This is a genomic window from Rhizobium sp. C1, from assembly GCF_021026335.1.
Classification (GTDB): Bacteria; Pseudomonadota; Alphaproteobacteria; order Rhizobiales; family Rhizobiaceae; genus Ensifer_A.
This window is the reverse complement of record NZ_JAJNCY010000003.1, coordinates 24385-47020: the sequence shown is the minus strand read 5'-3', so window position 1 is coordinate 47020 and position 22636 is coordinate 24385. Positions and strand designations below refer to the sequence as shown.

Genomic DNA, 22636 nt, shown 5'->3' with positions numbered 1-22636 from the left:
GCCCGCGGCTCAACGCTTCAACCCATAGGCGACCTGATCAAAACGCACCGCCTCGCCGGTCGCGGCCGACTGCTGCGCCGCCATGCCGATCGCCACCGCCCACCAGCCGTCCTCAAGCGTCACTTCAACCTGCTGCTCACCCAGCGCCGCCCGCTGGAAGCGCTGGTGCTGGTAGAAGGTCGAGCCGTTGTGGTCGCCGGCGGCCAGCAGTTGCGGATCGACGGGGATTTCGACCAGACGCGGCCCCTTCGGCTCGCGCGGCGACACGACGACCTGCGGCACCGGCGGTTCGCCGAGATGGTCCGGCCAGAACCGGCCCGGCCCCGGCACATGCGCCTCGATCTTGCCCTTCGGCCCGACAGCGGAAATCTCCTCCTGATAGCGCGCGCCTTCGGCAAACATGCAGAGTTCCAGCATGGCCCGCGCGCCGGAGGCGAAGTCGACAATCACATAGGCATTGTCCCAGATATCTGAGCGCTGACCGTCATAGACCTCGTCCAGATGGTTCACCGACTGGCCGCCCGAGGCCATGACGCGGACGGGATCGGACTTGAGGATGAAGCGCATCAGGTCAAAGAAATGGCAGCATTTCTCGACCAGCGTCCCGCCGGTGTTGCGATTGAAGCGGTTCCAGTCGCCGACCTTTTCGAGGAACGGAAAGCGGTGCTCGCGGATGGTCAGCATCCTGATGCCGCCAGTCGCGGCCTCCGCCTCTTCCGCCAGCCGCGCGACGGGCGGCATGTAGCGATACTCCATTGCCACCCAGATCGGCGCGGGGTAAGCGGCGCGCAATGCCGCCAGACGCGGCGCGTCGGCCGGGTCGGTAAAGAGCGGCTTTTCGCACAGAATGGGTACAGGGCGGATCGACGCGATCTCTTCCAACTGGCCGAGATGCATGTAATTGGGGCTGACGATCAGCAGGCAATTCACGTCCTTGACCGCCAAAACCTCGGCGATCGAATTGACCATGACCGCATCCGGCACCATTCCGGCCGCGATCGCGCGCATGCCGGCATCCGGCTCGAAAATGGCGGCGACACGAGCATTGGGAAGCAGCGCAATATTGCGCAAATGCTCCTGCCCCATCATGCCGCAGCCGATCAATCCGTAATTCAACGTCGTCATGTCATATTCCTATTTCAGGCGCGCCACGTAGCGGGCGATTTGCGGGTCAAACCAAGTATGGGACACTTCCGCCTTGGCGCCGTGCTGGTCCTGGCTGATGCGGAGAATTTGCGGGACAGGTGCGCCGGTCTGCATGGCGAATTCGGCAGGTCGCCATTCGGGAACAGCGCCGAGGCCAATGCGATCTTCGGCCCGCACGATCCAGAGATTGAGCTTCTGCCGATAGTAGAGGTAGAGCGACTCCGAAACGTCCTCGACCTTGAAGCCGGCGCCTATGCCAGCGTCGAGCCAGATCTCCTCCAGCGCGGCAGGCTTGCCGGAAAGACGGCGCAGGCGGCGGATGCGCCAGGCCTCCGATGACGTGCCGAACTCCGGCAGGTCCACCGGCTTTTCCCGGCGCACGACACTCAGAATTTCCGCCGTCGGCAGGCCGCCGCCTTCGATGAGTTCGAGGCGGAACATGGCGTAGACGCTTTGGGGATCACTGACGGCGCGGATGTAATTGCCAGAGCCCTGCCGGCGCTCCAGAAGACCGCGTTTTTCAAGCTCCGCCAAAGCCTTGCGCAACGTGCCTACAGCAATGCCGAGCCCCGCTGCCATGTCGCGCTCCGGCGGCAGGCGCTCGCCGTCGATCAGCCGGTTGGCGGCGATGTCGCGCACCAGAAGCTCGGCGATCTGGACATAGATGGGCAGGCTGCCAGCGGTGGAATTCATGGTTCCCGCGACCTCCCAACCGCTGGAATGAAAAATTGATACACTATTGATCTACATCAAACTTGATGTTAGGCAAGGGAAAAATGCGTATCCGGGAGGAAAAAGTCATGACGGTCGTTCCCGTCACATCCGCCGATCTCGACGCCGCCGAAGTGTCCTGGTTTGCAGCTCTGTGTTCCGATGATTACGAATATCTGGGCGTGCCCGATGGCCGCCTGCGCTCGAGCTTCGAGCATTGCTCGGACATCGTGAAGACCGCCGAAGGCTTGGGCTTCCGCAACATACTCTGCCCCTCTTCCTATCAGGTCGGACAGGACACGCTTTCTTTCGTCGCCGCCTGCGCGCCGATCACCGAGAAGATCAACATGCTGGCCGCCATACGCTGCGGCGAGATGCAGCCGATCATGCTGGCGCGGACCGTCGCCACGCTCGACCATATGCTGAAGGGCCGGCTGACGCTCAACGTTATCTCCTCGGATTTTCCCGGCGAAGTGGCCGACAGCGCGTTCCGCTACCGCCGCAGCCACGAGGTCGTAGAAATCCTGCGTCAGGCATGGACGCGCGACAAGATCGACTTCGAGGGCGAGGTCTACAATTTCAAGAACGTGCCGACCGATCCCGCCCGGCCCTATCAGCAGAATGGCGGCCCGCTTCTCTATTTCGGCGGCTATTCGCCGGACGCGCTGGAGCTTTGCGGCGCGCAATGCGACGTCTATCTCATGTGGCCGGAGACGAAGGAACAGCTCGCCGAGCGCATGAAGGCCGTACACGCCCGCGCCGCAGCCCATGGCCGCACGCTGGACTATGGCCTGCGCGTCCACATGATCGTGCGCGACACCGAGAAAGAAGCCCGCGAATATGCCGAGCACATCGTCTCCAAGCTGGACGACGAATACGGCAAGCTGATCCGCGAGCGGGCGCATGACTCGATTTCGCTGGGCGTTGCCCATCAGGCGCGCGCCCGCGAACTGGCCGACCAGTTCGGCTATATCGAGCCGCATCTGTGGACCGGCATCGGGCGAGCGCGCTCCGGCTGCGGCGCGGCGATCGTCGGCTCGACCGATCAGGTGCTTTCGGAACTGGAGGCCTATCGCAAGATGGGCATCCGCGCCTTCATCCTTTCCGGCTATCCGCACCTTGACGAGGCCGAACATTTCGGCACGAAGGTTCTGCCGCAGCTGAAAACCTGTTCGCTGCCGCATGAATATGGACGCGTGCCCGCCGAGACCCCGGCGACGCCGCTTGGAAACGGAGTTCGCCGCTGATGGAACGCATTGATATTACACCCGATCTCACCTTCAGCCGCCTCGTCTACGGCATGTGGCGGCTGGGCGATGACAAGGACACGTCCGACGTCCACATCCGCGCCAAGCTGGACGCCTGCCTTGCCCAAGGCATCACCACGATGGACCATGCCGACATTTATGGCGGCTACACCGTCGAGGGCCTGTTCGGCCAGGTGTTGAAGACCACGCCGTCGCTGCGCGACCAGATCGAGATCGTCACCAAATGCGACATCGTCGCCCCCGTCGGTCGCCATGCCGCTGCGCGCGTCAAGTATTACGACACGAGTGCGGCGCATATCACGGCTTCACTCGAGACCTCGCTGAAAGAACTCGGCACCGACCATGTCGACCTGCTGCTGATCCACCGCCCGGATCCGTTCATGGACCCGGACGAGACGGGTCCGGCGCTTGATGCCCTCGTAAATTCCGGCAAGGTTCGCGCCGTCGGCGTCTCCAATTTCCGTCCATGGGATTTCTCGCTGCTGCAGTCTTCGATGGAGAACAACCTCTCCGTCAACCAGATCGAGCTGAGCCTGAGCTGCACGGAGCCCTTCACCAATGGCGATCTGGCCTATCTGCAGGAGCGCATGATCGTGCCCATGGCATGGTCGCCGCTTGGTGGCGGCGGTCTGATGGATGGATCGAAGCCTGCGCTCGCCGCAGCGCTCAAGCGCATTGCGGGCGAACAGGGCGTCGATGAGGCGGCCGTAGCGGTTGCGTGGCTGCTCGCTCATCCGGCGCGCATCGCGCCTGTGCTCGGCACCAACACGCTCGCCCGCATCGCGAAAATCGGCGAGGCGGCAAAGGTCGAGATCGACCGGCAGACATGGTTTGAACTCTACACTCTGGCTATCGGAAAAGAGGTGCCCTGATGATGACGGCGGTGGCGGCTGAGCGCATTCCCGAACAGATTTTCGTTCCCGGCGAAAGCGATGCGCGGCAATTGCGCTCTGCACTCGGCGCGTTCACGACCGGTGTTGCCGTCGTGACCGTCATGGGCGCAGACGGGCCGACCGGGATCACGATCAACAGCTTCGCCTCGGTCTCGCTCACGCCACCGCTCGTTCTCTGGTCCATCGACCGCGCCTCTGCCCGCCACGGCCTCTTCACCGGCGCGGAGCACAGCGTCATCCATATTCTGGATGCCGAGCAGGACGATATCATGCGCCGCTTCACCCGCGGCGGCGCAGGGTTCCAGGGCCTCGACTGGTCACTGAATGGTCAGAACGCACCCGTGATCCACAACACGCTCGCCCGCTTCGAATGCACGCGCGCTTCGCTCCATGACGAGGGCGATCATACGATCCTCATTGCCCGCGTTTTGCGCGCGGCACATCGCGAGGGTGAACCGCTCTGCTTCTCACGCGGCGCCTTCGGCCGGTTTGCGCATCACGCGGCTTGAACCTTACAGGAGTTGCAGAGCGTCAACTAGAATGTTAGGCGTCAATCGGTGCGCTTGATCACTAGCTGGCACAAACCACTGGAGCCCTAGCGCTGAAATACGCCACGTCTAGACTTGAGAATCCACCGCGCAGGCCTCTGAAATCAGGACGAAACGTCGTTCGCGACCGTTGTCGAGTGAAAACATGCCGCCGCGACCCGGAATGGCGTCAACCAGCAGGTTGGGAGATTGCCAGGCGGCAAACTGGGCAGCCGAGATGTAGAACGGCGCGCCACCAATTTGACCGAGAAGGACATCGCTGTCCCCGATCATGAATTCGCCCGCCGGATAACACATTGGTGAGGAGCCATCGCAGCATCCACCGGACTGATGAAACAGGATGTCCGGATGGTCGCGGCGGATGTCGGCGATCAAGTCCAATGCCGCTCGCGTGGCTTTTACATGCGAAACAGATGTCGAAACGGCCATTTTATTCTCCTGGAATGCCAAAAGGCCTCCGTTAGGAGGCCTTTCAGTTATCGATAGCGTGGCTCAGAAGAAGCCGAGCGCCTTAGGAGAATACGATACCAGCATATTCTTGGTCTGCTGGTAGTGGTCGAGCATCATCTTGTGGGTCTCGCGACCGATGCCCGACTGCTTGTAGCCGCCGAAGGCCGCATGGGCCGGATAGGCGTGGTAGTTGTTGATCCAGACGCGGCCGGCCTGGATGCCGCGGCCGAAATTGTAGCAGCGGTTGGCATCGCGGCTCCACACGCCGGCGCCGAGGCCGTAAAGCGTATCGTTGGCGATTGCGAGCGCTTCTTCGTCGGTCTTGAAGGTCGTGACCGAGAGAACCGGCCCGAAGATTTCTTCCTGGAAGATGCGCATCTTGTTATGGCCGCGGAACACGGTCGGCTTGACATAGAAGCCTTCAGCCAGGTCGCCGCCGAGCACATTGCGCTCGCCGCCGGTCAGCAGTTCCGCGCCCTCGCCCTTGCCGATTTCGATATAGGAGAGGATCTTTTGAAGCTGTTCGGACGAGGCCTGCGCACCAATCATGGTGGAGAGGTCGAGCGGGTTGCCCTGCACGATCTTGTTGACGCGCGCGATCGCCTTTTCCATGAAGCGGTCGTAGATTGACTCATGGACGACAGCGCGGCTCGGGCACGTGCAGACTTCGCCCTGGTTGAGCGCGAACATCGCGAAACCTTCCAGCGCCTTGTCCAGATAGTCGTCGTCTTCGGCCATGACGTCGGCAAAGAAGATGTTCGGCGACTTGCCGCCGAGTTCGAGCGTCACCGGGATCAGGTTCTGCGAGGCATACTGCATGATCAGCCGGCCCGTCGAGGTCTCGCCGGTGAAGGCGATCTTCGCGATGCGCGGGCTGGAGGCCAGCGGCTTGCCGGCTTCGAGGCCGAAGCCGTTGACGATGTTCAGAACGCCCGGCGGCAGCAGATCGCCGATAATATCGGCAAGCACGAGGATCGAGGCCGGAGTCTGCTCGGCGGGCTTCAGCACCACGCAATTGCCGGCTGCAAGCGCCGGAGCCACCTTCCACGCAGCCATCAGGATCGGGAAGTTCCACGGAATGATCTGGCCGACAACGCCCAGCGGCTCATGAAAGTGATAGGCGATCGTGTCATGATCGACTTCGCCGATCGAGCCTTCCTGCGCGCGGATCGCGGCTGCGAAGTAACGGAAATGGTCGATGGCGAGCGGAATGTCGGCCGCCATGGTTTCGCGCAGCGGCTTGCCGTTATCCCAGGTTTCGGCTTCTGCGAGCGTCTTGAGATTGGCTTCCATGCGGTCGGCAATCTTGTTCAGGATATTGGAGCGCTCGGTGGTCGATGTGCGGCCCCACTTGTCCTTGGCGGCATGCGCGGCATCGAGGGCTGCCTCGACATCCTTTTCGTCGGAACGAGCGACTTCGCAAAGCAAGCCGCCATTGACCGGCGTCGTGTTCTCGAAATAACGGCCGGACACAGGCTCGCGCCATTCGCCGCCGATGAAATTGCCGTAGCGGACCTTGAACGGTGTCTCGATGATCTTCTGATGAAGCATGATTTCCTCCTTTGGGCCGGGCTCACTCCATCCGGCAGACCCCCATATTCACCAAAACCGTTATATCCGTCCAGATATCGCGGTTGGCCTGCCGTCCGGTTCGTCGCACATCTGCGACAAAAGGGCCCGATGATCGTGCAGACGCAGGGCGATCCTCCCGCTCTCCATGCCAGCGGCTTGTCGATTTTTTTGTGGTAACGTTTCCACAATGCAATTGACTCCCGCAGCGACTTCGATAGATTTCATATGAGAACGATACCACATTGGGAGGACATCGATGAAACAGGCGCGGATCAACCGCCTTTTTGGCGTATCTGGAAATTGCTTCGACGTGGCGATCGACCACGGCATGTTCAACGAGAAGACTTTTCTTCCGGGCATTGAGGACATGCGGAAGGCAATCCATGTGATTGCGGAAGCCAAGCCCGATGCGATCCAGTTGCCGCCGGGCACAGCGCCGATCCTGCAGGCCATTCCCGGCAAGGAACGCCCCGCGCTCGTGATGCGCACGGACATCGCCAATGTCTATGGCAATCCCCTGCCCGAGCTTCTCTTCTCAGAAGTCATCGATCGCGCCGTTGAACAGGGCGTCGTGCTGGACGCTGCCTGCGTTGTCGTCAATATCCTCATGCTGCCGAACCAGCCGGAAGTCTATCGCGCCTGCATCCGCAACGTGAATGCGCTGAAGCGCGAATGCGAGATCTACGGCATGCCGCTGATGGTCGAGCCGCTGGTCATGAAGGACAATTCCAACGGGGCCTATATGGTGGACGGGCAGATCGACAAGATCATGCCGCTCGTCCGTCAGGCCGTCGAACTCGGCGCCGACATCATCAAGGCCGACCCGTGCGAGAATGTCGAGGAATACCATCGCGTCATTGAAATCGCGCAGGGCCTTCCGCTCCTCGTGCGCGGCGGCGGGCGTGTCAGCGATGCGGAGCTTCTCGCCCGCACCGAAATGCTGATGAAGCAGGGCGCGCGCGGCATCGTTTATGGCCGCAACGTCATCCAGCATCCGAACCCGAACGGCATGACCAAGGCGCTGATGGCCATCGTCCATGAGGGCGCGGCGGCCGCAGATGCCGCAAAGCATATCGGCTGAAACGGAACGCGAAGGATCACGACCATGACGAAGGTTTTCCGCTTCGGCGTCATCGGCTGCGGGCTGATGGGGCGCGAATTTGCAAGCGCCGCCGCGCGCTGGCTGCATCTCTCCAATCCGGCTGCCCGGCCGGAAATCGTTGCCGTCTGCGACACCAATGCCAGCCTGATGGACTGGTTCGCGGACAACGTGCCGACGGTGAAGCAGCGCACGACCGATTATCGCGAGCTGCTCGCCAATCCGGAGGTCGACGCGATCTATTGCGCCGTGCCGCATGTGCTGCACCAGGAATTCTACATTGCGATCCTCGAAGCAGGCAAACACCTGCTCGGCGAAAAGCCCTTCGGCATGGACCTGATGCAGAACCGGGCGATCATGGCAGCGCTCGCCAAGCGGCCGGACCTTATCGTCCGCTGCTCGTCCGAAATGCCCTTTTTCCCCGGTGCGCAGAAGGTCATCCAGATGGCCAATGCCGGGGCTTTTGGCGACATCATCGAGGTCGAGGCCGGCTTCCTGCATTCCTCCGACCTTGACCGCAAGAAGCCGATCAACTGGAAGCGCATGGAGCATATCAACGGCGACTATGGCTGCATGGGCGATCTCGGCATGCATGTGCTGCATGTGCCGCTGCGCCTCGGCTGGAAGCCGCAGACGGTCCATGCGCAACTGGTCAAGCGGGTAACGGAACGTCCGGATGGCAAGGGCAGCATGGTGCCTTGCACGACATGGGACAATGCGGCCATCAGCACGCGTGTGAAGACCGATACCCAGGATTTCCCGATGCTGCTCAAGACCTATCGCATCGCGCCGGGCGAGTCCAACACCTGGTATATCCGCGTGCTGGGCATGAACAAGAGCGCGTTCTTCTCGACCAAGCAGCCGCGCCAGTGGCAGTGGATGGACTACGAAGGCGGACGTCAGTCGTGGCAGACCGAGGATCTGGGCTATGACTCACTCTTCCCCACGATCACCGGCAAGATCTTCGAATTCGGCTTCATTGATGCGATCCAGCAGATGTGGGCCGCCTTTGTAGACGAACTCGCGGGCAACAAGGCGAACGGCTTCCGTTGCGCAACACCTCAGGAGGCCGCCGCCCATCATGCCGTGCTGACGGCGGCGCTCGTCTCGGGCAGCGAAAACCGCGTCGTCACCGTCAATTATTCCGCCGGAATGCCCGCATGAAGCGCTCGGACATCAATGCAGCGCTGAAGACGGCGCAGGCGATGCTTGATCGATATTCCTGGTCGCTGCCCGCCTGGGGCGGCTGGACGGCAGAAGACTTTGCCGCGGCGCCGCAGGCGGCTGCCTATCTCCGCAGCCGGCAGCTTGGCTGGGACGTCACCGATTTCGGCCTTGGTCGCTTTGCGGAATGCGGCCTGACGCTCTTTTGTCTGCGCAACGGCATCGCCGGCACCGATGGCGAACGCACCTATGCGGAAAAACTGCTCTTTGTCGAAGAAGGCCAGCTTACCCCGACGCATCGCCACAAGGCCAAGATGGAAGACATCATCAACCGCGCGGGCGGCACGCTGGTGATCGAATTCTCGGCCACGGATGCACAAGGCAATCTGAGCGGCGCCGACATCAGCGTACCGGTCGACGGTATCGACCGCGACCTCAAGCAATGGCAGCCGCTGGAACTCAGCCCAGGCGAAAGCGTCACCATCATACCGGGCCTCTACCATCGATTTTACGGCAAACCGGGCGATGGTCCGGTTCTGGTTGGCGAGGTGAGCCAGGTGAATGACGACCGGACGGACAATTTCTTTCTGGAGCCCGTGGGGCGTTTCTCGGAGATCGAGGAAGACGAACCGCCGCTCCGAACTCTCTGGAATGAAGGAGCTGTCTGATGCCGTTTGGGGAGGGAACGAAGACGGCAACTGGGGGAGGCATCGTCTGCGCAGGCAATCTGATCGTCGATCGGGTCCACACCCTGTCCTACTGGCCGGAAGAAGGCAATCTCGCTGAAATCACGCATCAGGACGTGGGCGTCGGCGGCGGTGCCGTCAATGTCGCCTGCGATCTGGCATCGCTCGGTCTGCCTGCCCGCGTCGCACTGGCGGGACTGACCGGCGACGATGCCGATGGCGCCTTCCTCATCGAGCGCGTCGCCGCTTTCGGGGTCAATATCGGCGCCGTCCAACATTTGCCGCAGGCTGCCACAAGCCATACGCATGTGATGAGCCTGCCGGGCCGCAGCCGCACCTTCTTCTATCATGGCGGTGCAAGTGCGCGGCTTCAGGCCGATACGATCGATCCCGGTCTTTTTGCCGCTGCCGGATACAAGCTCTTTTATCTCGGCTACCTGATGCTTCTGCCCGGCCTCGACCGCCTGGATGCCGCAGGCCGCACGGGCGCCAGCCGGCTTCTGGAGCGGGCAAGAGCCGCCGGGCTCGAGACGGCCGTGGATTTCGTCTCCAGCGAAAATCCTGACTTCGCCAGCGAAGTCCGCGCGAGCCTGCCCTGGTGCGATCACGCCATTATCAATGAAGTGGAGGCCGGCCGGGTTGCGGAGCTGACCTTGCGCAAGCGCAACGGCGATCTCGATCTCGACCTCATGCTACGCGCGGCAGAAATCCTCATCGAACATGGCGTTCTGCAGAATGTCGTCATCCATGCGCCGGAGCTTTCGCTTTGGCAGGCCGTGAACGAGGCACCGCTGGTCACCCGTTCGCTTCGCCTGCCTCCAGAGAAAATCGTGAGCCCCGTCGGCGCGGGCGACGCCTTTTGCGCAGCGATCCTGTTCGGCCTGCACGAAGGCTGGAGCCGGGAAAAGACGGCGGCCCTCGCCCATCGCGCCGCCGCTCATTGTCTGACCGGGGCGACCGCGACGGACGGCATACCGCGGATGAACGTTCTGTTGCAGGAGATCGAAGAAACGGTCTGAGATCAACATTTGGGAGGAGTGCTCATGACATCAGGAAAACTAGCCGGCAGGGTCGCTCTTGTGACGGGCGGGGCGAGCGGCATCGGCAAGGCCGTATGCGAACGTTTCGCTGAAGATGGCGCCCGCGTCATCGTGGCGGATCTGCAGGCAGCGCATTGCGATGCCGTGGCCCGCGCCATAGACGGCGGAGCCTTCGGCCTCGCGCTCGATGTCACCCGCCAGGACAGCATTGACGACGTGGTGCGCCGTGCTGTCGAGACGACGGGCGGCATCGATATTCTGGTCAATGCCGCCGGCATATATGACGTGCAGTCCATCCTCGAAGTCACCCGGGATCGCACCTCGCGCGTCTTTCAGGTCAATATAGAAGGCGTCATCTTCATGAGTCAGGCGGTCGCCCGACATATGGTCGAGCGCGGTCAGGGCGGACGCATCATCAACTTTTCCTCACAGGCCGGACGACGGGGCGAAGGCCCGGCAGTCGCCTATTGCGCGTCCAAGGCTGCCGTCATCTCGATCACGCAGAGCATGGCGCTCGATCTGATCCGCCACGGGATCAATGTGAATGCCATTGCGCCCGGCGTTGTCGATACGCCGATGTGGGATGTCGTTGATGCGAAACTCGGCGCGCGGGAGGGCCTGCAGCCCGGCGACGTGAAGAAGCGCGTCGCCGCTGCGGTTCCTGCGGGACGCTTCGGCTATCCATCCGAACAGGCCGCCATGGCGGCATTTCTCGCGGGACCGGATGCGACCTATATTGTGGCGCAATGCTACAATGTGGACGGCGGCAATGTGATGAGCTGAACGGCAAGTCTATCCTGGGGAGGAGACAAATATGACAATGAAGGCAGCGCGGCTTGAGGCCAGCGGCTCGATGGCGCTTCGCATCGTGGAGAAGCCGGTGGCAGGACCGGGCGAAATCCTGGTGAAGGTTCTGGCCGCCGGCATTTGCGGCTCGGACCGGCATATGTTCAAGGGCGAATATCCGACTGCCATTCCCGTGACGCTCGGGCATGAATTCTCGGGCACTGTCGAGGCCGTCGGCGCCGGCGTCACCCGCTTTTCCGGCGGCGAACTCGTCACCGTCGATCCGAACATAGCCTGTGGGACATGCAGCGCCTGCCGCAACGCCCGCCCGAACCTTTGCGAAAGGCTGACGGCGATCGGCGTCACGCGCGATGGCGGCTTCGCCGAATATGCGGTCGTGCCGGAGGCGCAGGCCTTCCTGCTTCCGTCCGGTCTCGATCCCGTTCACGGCGCATTTTCCGAGCCGCTGGCCTGCTGCCTGCATGCCATCGACAAGGCGCGCATCAGGACCGGCGACAGCGTCGCCATTCTGGGTGGCGGCGTCATCGGCCTGCTGATGGTGCAACTGGCCAGACTGGAAGGCGCGGGCCGCATCATCCTCATCACCCGCCAGGCCTCGCGGCGCGAGACGGCGCTGGATCTTGGAGCGACACACGCGCTCGATCCCTCGGCGACCGACACAGTCGCAGAAGTGAAGACTTTGACCGAGGGAGGCGCCGACGTGACCATCGAATGCGCCGGCGTCCCTGAAACCTTCCAGACCGGGCTCAGGATGACCCGGCGCGGAGGCACCCTCGTCCTCTTCGGCGTTGCGCCGGCGGGCATGGAGGTTGCCGTCACGCCCTTCGACCTTCTGGTCAGCGAAGTCGATCTGCGTCCAGCCTATCTCAACCCGTTCACGCATCAACGCGCGGCGGCTCTCGTCTCCAGCGGCGCGCTCGAGCTTGACAGGCTCGTCACACGCACGATCGGGCTCGAGGCGGTCGCCGACGTTGTCGGCAGCGCGCCGGAGCGGGGCGAGATCAAGGTGATCGTCAGGCCCTAACCTTTTCGCCTTCGCCGCAGAAGGCGGGCGATCATCGACTTGCGGTTCCGGTAGGCCACAAGGTCCACGTCGCTGACCAGCCTTGCGCCGCCCTCCTGCCGTTCCAGCGTGATCTTCCGGCTGTGAAAGTCTTCAAGCTCGGCCCTGTGGCCGACACTGAGGATCGTCGCCGCCGGCAGCTCCCGGATCAGCATTTGCATCATCGCGTCCTGAGTCTTCTCATCCAGCGCCGAGGTGGCCTCGTCAAGTACGACGATATCCGGATTGTGCAGAAGAAGACGGGCGAACGACAGCCGCTGCCGCTCGCCGCCGGACAGGATGTGGTCCCAGGGCGCGTCGTCATCCATTTTCTCCTTCAGCTGGCCGAGGCCGACCTTCTCCAGGGCCGTTGCCAGCTGATCCGCCGTCCACCACTCTGCGCCTCTGGGATAGGCGATGGCGCGCCGCAATGTGCCGGAAGGGATATAAGGCCGCTGCGGCAGCATGAAGAGGCGGCTGTCCTCGCGGAAGCTGACCGTGCCGTCGCCCCATGGCCAAAGGCCCGAGATGGCACGAACCAGTGTGCTCTTGCCCGAACCGGATGCACCGGCGACGAGCACCCGTTCCCCCGGTTCGATCTCGACCTCCGTTTCCTTGACGACGGCGCGGCCGTCTCCCAGCGTAACGGAAAGATTGTGGAGGCTGAGAATGGATCCCTGCTTCACCTCGCCGCGCTGGATGCGCCCGATCGTGTCGTTCTCCTCCGCCCTCTCGAGTTCATCGAGAGAGGTCATCAACGAGGCCACACGCCGCGCGCAGGCGTTCCAGTCCGCCAGACGCGGATAATTGTCGACAAGCCAACCGAAGGCGCCCTGTACGATGGTGAAGGCCGAAGCCGCCTGCATGACTTCGCCGAGCGTCATGGTCCCGGCCAGAAATTTCGGCGCGCAGAGCAGAACGGGGACAACACCCGCCACCAGCATCGACGTATGCGAAACGAGCGTGGTTCGCATATATTGGTGCGAGAGGAGCCGCCACTGGCGTCTCACATTGGCAAAGGTCCGGTCGAGATCGTTGCGCTCCTCCTCCTCGCCACCCAGAAGCGCGATGCTTTCGCCATTCTCGCGCACGCGGGTCAGCGTGTAGCGGAATTCGGCTTCCACCTGGTTCTTGACCTCCGAGACCTGCACGAAATTGCGGCCGATGACCGCGATCGATGTCGATGTGATCAGGGCATAAAGCACTGCTGCGATGACCAGAAAGCCGGGAATGGTAATTGTCGATCCCGCAAGCGGGATTGTCAGTGCGCCGCCGATCGACCAGAGCACGACGATAAAGGTCGATGCAGACAGGAAAGCGACGAGAACGCCCGAGACAAAGTCGACCGGCGATTCTGTTGCAATGCGCAGGTCTTCCGAAATGCGCGCTTCCGGGTTCTGATGATCGCCGTCGATCAGATTGAGCTGATAATAGCGTCCATGCGCCAGCCAGCGGGCGGTGAGCAGCTGTGTCAGCCACGATCGCCAGCGGCGCTGGATGAGCATGCGGAAGTAAACCTGCGCGGTGACGAGGCTGACGCTGCCGATGACCAGAGGCGGGAATATCTTCGCCAGAGACGTCACGCTGTCCGAATTGCGCTGTTCGATGGCGTCGAACAATTTGCGGTTCCAGAGATTGAAACCATATTGAAAGCCGAGATTGGCGACGATGAGGAGCAGAAGCCCGAGAGTGCAAATCCAGGCCACTTTCTCTCCCGACAGCCCCCAGAACCCCCGTGCGCTGATCAGAAACCGCTGCAGTAGATAGGCCTTGCGCGCCTTTTCGGCTTCTTCCGGGCTCAAGCGGAGGGATTCATCAAGGTTCGGCGACGCGGCATTTGTATTCAAATTGTCCCCCAATCAAATATGCAGGCTCGGGAAAGTGTGCTGGTCCAGTGGCGCGTTTCTCAAATGCAACGCGCTGCGCTGTTTTCGTGAGCCCGGCTGAAAACGCGGCACTGCATCGGATAGTTCCCGGAAGAGGCCGCGGCAGACGCACATTAAGGCTTGGGCGCAGGGGTTGCCGCGACCGTCCAAAGGCCTTTCGGTACGGATGCTTCCGGGCATGTCTCAGGAATCGAGCTTTGGGAAGTTCATGAAAGCAGTCCAAAGATCAGCCGGTTGGACTGCCTTCAGCGGCGATCGCGGACTGGCGCAGTGGATTGCCGCTCCACGAGCTGGACGGGCAGGCGGATCACGGCATCCGGGGCAGATCCATCCTGCCCTTTCCGTTCGGCGATTGCCGCCTTGATGACGCGGGCCGCCTGTTCGCCGATCTCGCGGATCGGCTGGGCGACTGTTGTCAGGCTGGGAATGACATAAGCAGCCTCAGGCAGATCATCGAAGCCGATGACCGAAACGTCGGCCGGAACCGAGCGGCCGCAATCATGGACGGCATGAATGGCGGCAATGGCGGCAATATCCGTCATGCCGATGATTGCCGTCACCTCGGGATGATCTGCAATGACCGACCTCGCCATCGCATAGGCGGCGGAGAATGAATGCTCTTCCCCAAGCGCGACCGCCACAAGCTCCTGCCCTGCCGCAACGAGCGCTTCCTTGATCGATTGCAGCCGCAACTGGATCGACTGGCTGTGCGCCGGCGCACCAATGGCCGCCACCTGGCGATGACCGAGCGCGGTCAGATGCTGGACCATCAGCCGGGCCCCCGTCTGGTGATCGGCCGTGACAAGATGATCGGCAAACGGGCCCAGATCGCGGTCGATCGCGACAACGGGCACTCCGGCGGCGGAAAACGCGGAAAAATGGGCATTCTCACCGAACGCGCTGGCCACGATGACGCCATCAACACGCTGCGACAGCAACATGGAAACATAACGCGCCTCGCGTTCGACATTCTCGGCCGTGCAGCAGATGAGCGTCTGATAGCCCTTCTGAAAAAGAGCCTGCTCGATCGCCTGCGCAAGAATGCCGAAAAAGGGCACATCGACGGCTGGCAACATCAGCCCGATGACCCGGCTTGGCGCGCCGCGCAGCATGCGGGCATCCTTGCTGGGCGTATAGTTCAACTCGCGAACGGCCTCTTCCACCCGCGCCTGCACATCAGGAGACACATATCCCGACCGGTTGAGCGCACGCGACACGGTCGATACCGAGGTTCCTGCCCTGGCGGCAATGTCCTTGATGCTCGCTTTCAAGTCCCGCCCCCTCGAAACACTGGTCGATACCTGCTCGTATCGCGCCCAAGCGCCGGACATCAAGCGAATAATGGACCACATCGCTCCTGAGCTCACCGGGAAGTTCAAGACAGGAGCAGTGGCCAAAAAATATGCAGGACGGAGAAAAGCAGGTCCATGATATGAGCAGCCTGGCCGAAACTTCGGGACCCATCATCGAGAAAGCACCTTGTCGGCCGAGATTTTCCCATCTGGCACGGTTCGTGCTTTCCTGAAAACAGGTCCAGAGGGGACTGAAAACGATAGCGCCCAAGAATGGCGCTCGAGATAAAGCCGCCGAACAGCGAACGCAGCCCGCGAGAGGCGCGTCGCGTTTGGCGGCTTTTTCATGTCTGCCTAACCGCGATACGACGCGGCGGGCTGTGACGCCCGAGCGTCAGAACAGTTTCTGAGTCTTTCCTTCAAACAACCAGCCTGACGTGCATCAGGCTGGTTTTTTTTATGATGTCGGCAACACGCGAAAGGCGAAATCGCCGGTGCGCCTGTACCTCAGATGTCGTAGCTATGCCCGGCATTCAGCGACGCGATGAATTTCTTCGTGCGTTCCCGCTCGGGCGTCTGGAAAATCCGGTTCGGCGCACCCTGCTCGACAATCACGCCGCCATCGAGAAACAGCACCTGGTCGGCAACGCGCGACGCCAGACGCAGGTCGTGCGTCGCCATGATCATCGTTGTGCCTTCACGGGCGAGCCGGCTCAGGACTTCGACCACTTCTTCCGCCAGTTCCGGGTCGAGCGCCGAGGTCGGTTCGTCGCAGAGCAAGACGCGCGGCGACGGGGCCAGCGCGCGGGCAATCGCCACACGCTGTTGCTGACCGCCAGAAAGCGTCGCCGGCCACGCATCCGCCTTATGCGCCATGCCGACCTTCTGCAGAAGTTCGAGCGCATGGGCGCGCGCCTTTTCCTTCGGCCATTTCAGCACCGTCACAAGGCCTTCCATCACGTTCTCGATGGCCGATTGATGCGGGAAGAGCTGGAAATTCTGGAAGACCATGCCGGTCTGACGGCGCAGGGGCTGGATCGCATCCCAGCCGACTTTTTTGCCGGGCTGGAGTTCGAGCGCCTTGTCGCCGATGCGGATCGTGCCGGCGGTTGGAATTTCCAGCAGGTTGATGCAGCGCAGCAGCGTACTCTTGCCGCCGCCGGAAGGCCCGACAAGCGCCGTCACCGTCCCTTCGGCGAGGGTGACGCTGACATCCTTCAGAACCACATTGTCGCCGAAGCGCTTTTCGATGTGGGACACTTCGATCATGTGCGCGCCTCCAGGAAGCCGCCATAGCGGGCAAAGCGGCGCTCCAGCCGCGTCTGCAAGAGCGAGAGAACCGAGCTCATCGCCAGATAGATCAGCGCTGCTTCAATATAAAGGATCAGCGGCTCATAGGTCGTGGCGACAATCCGCTGCGCGGTCTGGAACAGCTCGGGCACCGTGATGGCGGCAGCGAGCGATGTGTCCTTGACCAACGAAATGAAGGTGTTGGAAAGCGGCGGCACGGCAACGCGCGTTGCCTGCGGCAGGATCGTGCGGCGCATGGCCTGGCTCCAGCTCATGCCGATCGAATAGGCGGCCTCCCACTGGCCGCGCGGCACGGACGATATCGCGGCACGGATGATTTCCGACGTATAGGCCCCGACATTGAGGGTGAAGCCGATCAACGCGGCCGGAAAGGCCGACAGCAGAATCCCGGCGCTCGGAAGCCCGTAGAAAATGACGAAGAGCTGCACCAGCAGCGGCGTTCCGCGGATCACCCAGACATAAAAGCGGGCGACGTCCGACACCGGCCGCGGGCCAAAAAGCCGGGCGATCGCCGTGACGAGACCCAGCGCCAGACCGAGCACAAAGGAGAGCAGCGTCAGCGGCACCGTGAAGATCAGGCCCGCCCAGAGAAGCGGCTGGAGCGAATCCAGCATGAGTTGAAGCCAGGAAGGCAAATCGTATACCCCTGAAAAACGATCCGCCCCGGCATGCCGGAGCGGATCGGATTATAACGATGTCACGGCGTTGACGAAACCGGCCGATTTACTTCGAGACGTCCTCGCCGAAATACTTCTTCGAGATCGCATCGTAGGTGCCATCGGCCTTGATGTCGGCCAGTGCTTTGTTGATGGCGGCCAGAAGCTCCGGCTCGCCCTTGCGGATGATGATGCCGGAATAGTCGGCATTTGCTTCAGTGGCAACCACCTTCACCGGCGCGTCAGGCTTGTGCTTCTTGAAATCCAGGAAGGACAGGCTGTCGTTGATGGTCGCGTCCGCACGACCGGTCAGCACGAGCTGGATCGACTGGTCGAACCCATCGGTGCCCACCAGTTCCGCACCATTGGATTCGGCGAGCTTGCCGAAGTTGCTCGTCAGGGACTGAGCGGCCTTCTTGCCTTTCAGATCGGCAAAGGACTTGATCTTGTCATTGTCCTGCTTGACGATCAGCACAGCCTTGGAAGCGATATAGGGCTCGGAGAAATCGTATTTCTTCTTGCGCGCTTCGGTGATGCCGACCTGGTTGATCACGACATCATAGCGTTTGGCGTCCAGGCCGGCGATCAGACCGTCCCACTTGCCCTCGATGAATTCCGGCTTCACGCCCAGCTTCTTGGCAATCGCTTCGCCGATCTCCACGTCGAATCCGACCAGCTTGCCGGAGGCATCGTGATAGGTGAAGGGCGCATAGGTGCCTTCGGTGCCGATCTTCAGAGTGTCCGCCTTCTTGATCTCGTCGAGATTGGAGCCGGCATAGGCCGCGCCGGCAAGCGCGATCTGGGCAAAGGTTGCGGCAGCGAGGAGCGTGTGAATGAGTTTCATGATTGTATCCGAACTTGTCATTGCGGGACGATTTCCCGATGCGGTGAATATGGCACGGCGCTGAGAGCCGCGATGCGCACAGGACTTCAAATTCCATCACTAACGGCGAAGGTTTTTCGCGGTTCCACCAGCGACGTGGAATATTTGCCTTTGATTTGGGCAAACGATCTCTTTCGATGCTTCGCCGGCGTCGGCCCTCGCCCGATTTCGGTCGGTCCGGAAACAGCCTCGCCGGTCGCGCCGGTCCTAGTATAGTGGGGTTGGCGTACGATAGAGTGCAAGCGGCGCAGGGCGGACGCCCTATAGCGCAGGGAGATTTCCGATTGAAACTGCCGCAGCAAAAGGCTCGTGAGGCAACCGGTGGGAAGCGCCTTCAGGTCGGCTTCGTGCTGGCGCGCTCCTTCACGCTGTCCGCTTTCGCGCTGTTTGTAGATACATTGCGGCTCGCCAGCGACGAGGCGGATAAATCGGGCCGCATCCTGGCCGACTGGAAAGTGCTGGGCAGCACCCGCCATCTCATCACCTCAAGCTGCGGGGTTCAGGTGGCCCCGACCTCCGACTTTGTCGATCCTGCGGAATTCGACTACGTGGCGGTGGTCGGCGGGCTGTTGCGCAACGATCTGGCGGTCGATCACGAGACTCTTGCCTTCCTGAAGAAGACGGCGGCCAGAAGAGTGCCGCTGATCGGCATCTGCACCGGCACGTTCATTCTTGCAGAAGCCGGGCTGATGGGGCAGCACGAGACCTGTGTCAGCTGGCTGCACTATCAGACCTTCCGCGAACGCTTCCCCGATCATCCCGTCCGCGCTGACCGGCTTTACAATCTCGACCGTGAACGCGGCTCCTGCGCGGGCGGCAGCAGCGCTGCGGATCTGGCAGCCTCCATCGTGCGCCGCCATGTCGGACGCGCAGCCGAGCGCAATGCGCTGGAAGTGCTGCAGATCGACAAGGCCCGCACCGCCTTCGACATCCAGCCGCGCCGGCCGCTGGAAATCGAGAGCGGCGACGACCGGCTGCGGGCAGCGCTGATCCTGATGGAAAGCCATGTCGAGAAGAAGATCTCAATCCCGGCCATCGCGAAATCGGTTGGTCTGTCGAGACGCCAGCTGGAGCGGATCTTTATCGAGAATACGAACAACACACCGGCGGCAGTCTACCAGAAGGTCCGGCTGGAGCGCGCCAGGCAGATGGTGCTCAAGACCAGAACACCGCTCGTCGACATCGCCGTCGAGGTAGGCTTCACCAATGCCTCCTATTTCGCCAAGACCTTCAAGAAGGTTTTCGGCCACTCGCCCGGAACCCTGCGCTCCAAGCGCCGGCCCCGGCCTGATGGCGCCCCTTAGGGTGACGACGCCGACATCTCACGGGACCGCCCGGGTCAGGCCAAAGCCTTGATCAATCACCGCCGGACGGCTCCGCTCCAGTCAGGCAGATCTGCCGGGCCTTGCCTCTGGACCATCTCGGCAAATACTTTAAGAAAAGCCGGATGCAGAATTCGCACCGCAAGCAGATCAGGTTCCGGCCGCCGCTCGATGAGGGAAAAATCGAGCGGCGTGCGCTGCTGGAAAGCCTTGCTCAAACCCGGCTCAGGCGGCTGAACCTGATCGTTGCGCCCGCCGGATACGGCAAGACGTCGCTGGCGGCGCAATGGTATGCGCGTCTGGCTGCCGCCGGCACGACGGTCCTTTGGGTCTCGCTCGACCCGGACGACAACGACCAGGCCGGCTTTCTTCTGGCGCTGATCGAAATGCTCGATACCGCCATGCCGGATGGCGCAATGGAAAGCGACCGCGGCTCGCTGTCTGTCGCCACGCTGCTGTCGGTGCTTGTGACGCGACTGGAACGATTGCCGGGGCCGGTCGCGCTATTTCTCGACGATTACCATCTGACCCAGACGGATGCGAATGAAAGCGCACTCGCGCGGCTACTCGCCCGACCCGAGCTTGCCCATGTCAAATTCGTCATCGTGTCGCGCAGTACGCCGCATGTTCCGCGCTCGGCGCTCCGCCTCGCCGACGAATTCCGCCAGATCGGCGTCGCCGAACTCGCCTTTTCCGACCACGAGGCGCAGGCGCTGTTTGGGGGCCGCGAGGCGCGGCTGAACGGTGACGAACTGGCCGAACTCAATCGCCGCGCCGAGGGCTGGGCGGTCGCGCTGCAAATGGTCCGGCTGCTGGTGGACGACGATGCCGCCGACAGCAAGACAATCCTCGAAGCTTTCAACGGGCGCAACGAGGACATGGGCCGCTATCTCGCGGAACAGGCCTTTTCCGGCCTGCCCGAGGCGCTGCGTCGGCTCCTGATGGAAACGGCCTGTCTGCCCGCGATCAGCCGCGATCTCGTCGGCGCCGTTTGCGACTGGGACACGACGACGGCCTTCGCGCTGCTGCGCGACTATGCACTTCCCGTCGCCGTGCTCGACCGTGAGGGTCGCTGGATGCGCTGTCATCCCGTCTTCAACGCCTATCTGCGCGAGGCGGCAGAAGAGGCAGGCAGCGCTTCCCGCGACCGGCTCGTCAGGGCGGCGCGCTGGTTCCAGAAGGAGGGCGACCTGCTCTCTGCGGTCGATCACGCCTTCCTCGCCGGCTCTCCGTCGCTGGCCGCCGAAATCATCGAGGCGGCGGGCGGATGGCAACGGGTCTACATGACGAAGCGCGGCGGACCGGGCCTCTTCCGACGACTTGCGGACATGGCCGATGCCGTCGATCTGCCGCGTTATCCGCTGACCACGCTCGGCCTTGCCGTCGTCAGCGCCAAGACCGGCCAGCTGGATGCGGCCGACCATTACATGGCCCTGGCCCGCAAGACGCCGCACAGTGCCGACGACGCTGTGGCGCAGGCGCTTCGCGTCATCGGCGTTCTTCTGGCGCTTTATGCGGACCGCTGGGTGAGTGCTGCGGAGCTGGCGGCACTGGAAGCCGATCTCACGCGGGAAAGCGTCAGCGCGCTCGTGCATCGCGGCCTGTCTCTCAACATGCTGTCCTACAATTTCCTCATCCGCTCCGATCTCGAGCGTGCTCAGCACTACGGGCGGCTTGCCATGCAGACATTCCGCGACGGCGGGGCGGAATTCGGCGCGATCCACCTTTATCTCCATGTCGGGCAGGCCGCCTATTTCGATGGCGATGTCGCCACGGCGGAAGAATGCTACGATAATCTCATCGACGAGGCCGTGCGCCTCATGGGCCGCGGGAGCGATCTTGACGCCATGGGCGATGTGATGAAGGCCGAGGCACTGACGGCGCGCGGCGACAACGCGGCCGCCGAGGCACGGCTGGCCTGGGCGCTGCCGCATGTGGAGCGCCACGATGCCTGGCACGACCTTCTCGCGGCCGGTTTCACCGCCCAGCAGCGCGTGCTGCGGCTCGACGGCGACACCATCGCCGCCCACGCTGCCATGGACCGTGCGCGCGCCGTCGCCCGCAGGCGCGGTTTCGACCGGCTGACGCGGCTCATCGATTCCGAGCGCGCCAGCCTGCTGATCGCGACCGGCGATATCGAGGAGGCGATCCGCTTCGCCGAGGCTAACGGTCTCGGCGCAAGGCTTGGCGGCGATGGTCCCGCCAACGATTTGTCGCTCCGCCTGCGGGGCAGCGTTCCGGCGCTCCTCTGGACGCGTATCCATATGCAGACCGGCGATCTGGCGCAGGCCCGTGCCCTCTTCTCAAGGCTTCTGACCCAGCAGAAGCAGAAGCCGCATGTCGTGCGCGCCATTGAACTCGACCTTCTGGATATCCGCCTGTCTCTCGCCGAGGGGCGCGTGGCGGAGGCGGCCGCCCGGCTCTCGGACCTTCTGCTGACCCAGCCCCTGACGGATTATCGCGCGCTGGTGTCGCTGGAAGGGAGTGCCTTCTCGCAGAGCCTCACGGCCCTTGCGCGCCAGGCCGATCTGCCGGACCTGATCCGCAAGCGGCTGGAGGCCGTGCTGGCCGACCCCGGGAAGGCCGAGGTAGCTTTGGCGGCGAACGCTTCTCTTCCCAACGCTCTGACGGAGCGCGAGCAGGCGGTGATGCGGCTGGTCAGCCAGGGCTTGGGCAACAAGGAGATCGGCCGCCGGCTGTCGCTGAGCGACAACACCGTGAAATTCCATTTACGTAACATTTTCGCCAAGCTCAACGTCACGACCCGCACCGCAGCTGTCAGCGCCGCGCGCCAGTCCGGCCTGATCGCCTGAAGGAAGGCAACCCTACCCGATCGGGTAGGGTCTGCGACCGTGCCAGC

Annotated in this window: 20 protein-coding genes; 11 read left to right on the top strand and 9 right to left on the bottom strand. The window is 62.5% G+C overall.

The features are described from left to right. Positions 1 to 9: 9 nt before the first annotated feature. On the bottom strand, positions 10 to 1125 hold the full coding sequence (locus LQK83_RS08525; RefSeq protein ID WP_230836977.1) for a Gfo/Idh/MocA family protein: 1116 nt from the start codon (positions 1123 to 1125) through the stop codon (positions 10 to 12). A 9-nt stretch (positions 1126 to 1134) separates the two neighbouring features. Further along, a complete protein-coding gene (locus tag LQK83_RS08520) occupies positions 1135 to 1839 on the bottom strand; it encodes a GntR family transcriptional regulator (protein WP_230836976.1) in 705 nt (234 codons plus the stop codon). 107 nt (positions 1840 to 1946) lie between these two features. On the opposite strand from LQK83_RS08520, the gene LQK83_RS08515 reads away from it, so the two are divergent. From LQK83_RS08515 to LQK83_RS08505, 3 genes are read left to right on the top strand one after another with little or no spacing between them, the layout of a single operon-like run. After that, positions 1947 to 3104: an LLM class flavin-dependent oxidoreductase gene (locus LQK83_RS08515; RefSeq protein ID WP_230836975.1), complete on the top strand. Its 1158-nt coding sequence runs from the start codon at positions 1947 to 1949 to the stop codon at positions 3102 to 3104. Further along, entirely contained in the window at positions 3104 to 3997 is an 894-nt protein-coding gene (locus LQK83_RS08510; protein WP_230836974.1) for an aldo/keto reductase, read from the top strand. Before LQK83_RS08515 ends, LQK83_RS08510 begins: the two co-directional genes overlap by 1 nt. A 2-nt stretch (positions 3998 to 3999) precedes the next feature. Then, entirely contained in the window at positions 4000 to 4527 is a 528-nt protein-coding gene (locus LQK83_RS08505) for a flavin reductase family protein (RefSeq protein ID WP_230837309.1), read from the top strand. Positions 4528 to 4635: 108 nt separating this feature from the next. Here the strand turns inward: LQK83_RS08505 and LQK83_RS08500 are convergent, their stop codons facing one another. Together LQK83_RS08500 and adh are read right to left on the bottom strand one after the other, a co-directional pair. After that, the gene (locus LQK83_RS08500; protein ID WP_230836973.1) at positions 4636 to 4995 is read right to left on the bottom strand and encodes a DUF779 domain-containing protein; all 360 of its coding nucleotides are present in this window, start codon (positions 4993 to 4995) and stop codon (positions 4636 to 4638) included. 63 nt (positions 4996 to 5058) lie between these two features. Then, the gene (gene adh / locus LQK83_RS08495; protein WP_230836972.1) at positions 5059 to 6567 is read right to left on the bottom strand and encodes an aldehyde dehydrogenase; all 1509 of its coding nucleotides are present in this window, start codon (positions 6565 to 6567) and stop codon (positions 5059 to 5061) included. 277 nt (positions 6568 to 6844) lie between these two features. Between adh and LQK83_RS08490 the strand changes: the two genes are divergently transcribed. The 6 genes from LQK83_RS08490 to LQK83_RS08465 are packed head-to-tail and all read left to right on the top strand — an operon-like array spanning position 6845 to position 12408. Further along, on the top strand, positions 6845 to 7669 hold the full coding sequence (locus LQK83_RS08490) for a class I fructose-bisphosphate aldolase (RefSeq protein WP_230836971.1): 825 nt from the start codon (positions 6845 to 6847) through the stop codon (positions 7667 to 7669). Between the two features lie 24 nt (positions 7670 to 7693). Then, positions 7694 to 8851, top strand: a complete 1158-nt coding sequence (locus tag LQK83_RS08485; RefSeq protein WP_230836970.1) for a Gfo/Idh/MocA family protein — start codon at positions 7694 to 7696, stop codon at positions 8849 to 8851. Further along, positions 8848 to 9519 carry a D-lyxose/D-mannose family sugar isomerase gene (locus LQK83_RS08480; RefSeq protein WP_230836969.1) on the top strand — a complete coding sequence of 224 codons (672 nt, stop codon included), beginning with the start codon at positions 8848 to 8850 and terminating at the stop codon, positions 9517 to 9519. Before LQK83_RS08485 ends, LQK83_RS08480 begins: the two co-directional genes overlap by 4 nt. Next, on the top strand, positions 9519 to 10556 hold the full coding sequence (locus LQK83_RS08475) for a carbohydrate kinase family protein (RefSeq protein WP_230836968.1): 1038 nt from the start codon (positions 9519 to 9521) through the stop codon (positions 10554 to 10556). Before LQK83_RS08480 ends, LQK83_RS08475 begins: the two co-directional genes overlap by 1 nt. Positions 10557 to 10580: 24 nt before the next feature. Further along, a complete protein-coding gene (locus LQK83_RS08470; RefSeq protein WP_230836967.1) occupies positions 10581 to 11360 on the top strand; it encodes an L-iditol 2-dehydrogenase in 780 nt (259 codons plus the stop codon). A gap of 37 nt (positions 11361 to 11397) precedes the next feature. Continuing rightward, positions 11398 to 12408 carry a zinc-dependent alcohol dehydrogenase family protein gene (locus LQK83_RS08465; protein WP_230837308.1) on the top strand — a complete coding sequence of 337 codons (1011 nt, stop codon included), beginning with the start codon at positions 11398 to 11400 and terminating at the stop codon, positions 12406 to 12408. Here LQK83_RS08465 and LQK83_RS08460 read toward each other — a convergent pair. The 5 genes from LQK83_RS08460 to LQK83_RS08440 all read right to left on the bottom strand — a co-directional run bounded on the left by LQK83_RS08460 (position 12405) and on the right by LQK83_RS08440 (position 18415). Beyond that, positions 12405 to 14228 carry an ABC transporter ATP-binding protein/permease gene (locus LQK83_RS08460; protein WP_442966723.1) on the bottom strand — a complete coding sequence of 608 codons (1824 nt, stop codon included), beginning with the start codon at positions 14226 to 14228 and terminating at the stop codon, positions 12405 to 12407. The genes LQK83_RS08465 and LQK83_RS08460 overlap by 4 nt on opposite strands. Before the next feature lie 329 nt (positions 14229 to 14557). Next, a complete protein-coding gene (locus LQK83_RS08455; protein ID WP_230836965.1) occupies positions 14558 to 15583 on the bottom strand; it encodes a LacI family DNA-binding transcriptional regulator in 1026 nt (341 codons plus the stop codon). 528 nt (positions 15584 to 16111) lie between these two features. Next, positions 16112 to 16873 (bottom strand): amino acid ABC transporter ATP-binding protein, encoded by a 762-nt coding sequence (locus LQK83_RS08450; protein ID WP_230836964.1) that lies wholly within the window; start codon positions 16871 to 16873, stop codon positions 16112 to 16114. After that, positions 16870 to 17550: an amino acid ABC transporter permease gene (locus tag LQK83_RS08445; protein ID WP_230836963.1), complete on the bottom strand. Its 681-nt coding sequence runs from the start codon at positions 17548 to 17550 to the stop codon at positions 16870 to 16872. The genes LQK83_RS08450 and LQK83_RS08445 overlap by 4 nt, the downstream gene beginning before the upstream one ends. Before the next feature lie 88 nt (positions 17551 to 17638). Further along, positions 17639 to 18415, bottom strand: coding sequence for an amino acid ABC transporter substrate-binding protein (locus LQK83_RS08440; protein WP_230836962.1), 777 nt, complete (start codon positions 18413 to 18415; stop codon positions 17639 to 17641). 323 nt (positions 18416 to 18738) lie between these two features. Here LQK83_RS08440 and LQK83_RS08435 point away from each other — a divergent pair, with 323 nt between their 5' ends. Both LQK83_RS08435 and LQK83_RS08430 read left to right on the top strand, forming a co-directional pair. After that, on the top strand, positions 18739 to 19758 hold the full coding sequence (locus tag LQK83_RS08435) for a GlxA family transcriptional regulator (RefSeq protein ID WP_230836961.1): 1020 nt from the start codon (positions 18739 to 18741) through the stop codon (positions 19756 to 19758). A gap of 143 nt (positions 19759 to 19901) precedes the next feature. Beyond that, positions 19902 to 22589 (top strand): LuxR C-terminal-related transcriptional regulator, encoded by a 2688-nt coding sequence (locus LQK83_RS08430; protein WP_230836960.1) that lies wholly within the window; start codon positions 19902 to 19904, stop codon positions 22587 to 22589. Positions 22590 to 22636 lie beyond the last annotated feature (47 nt).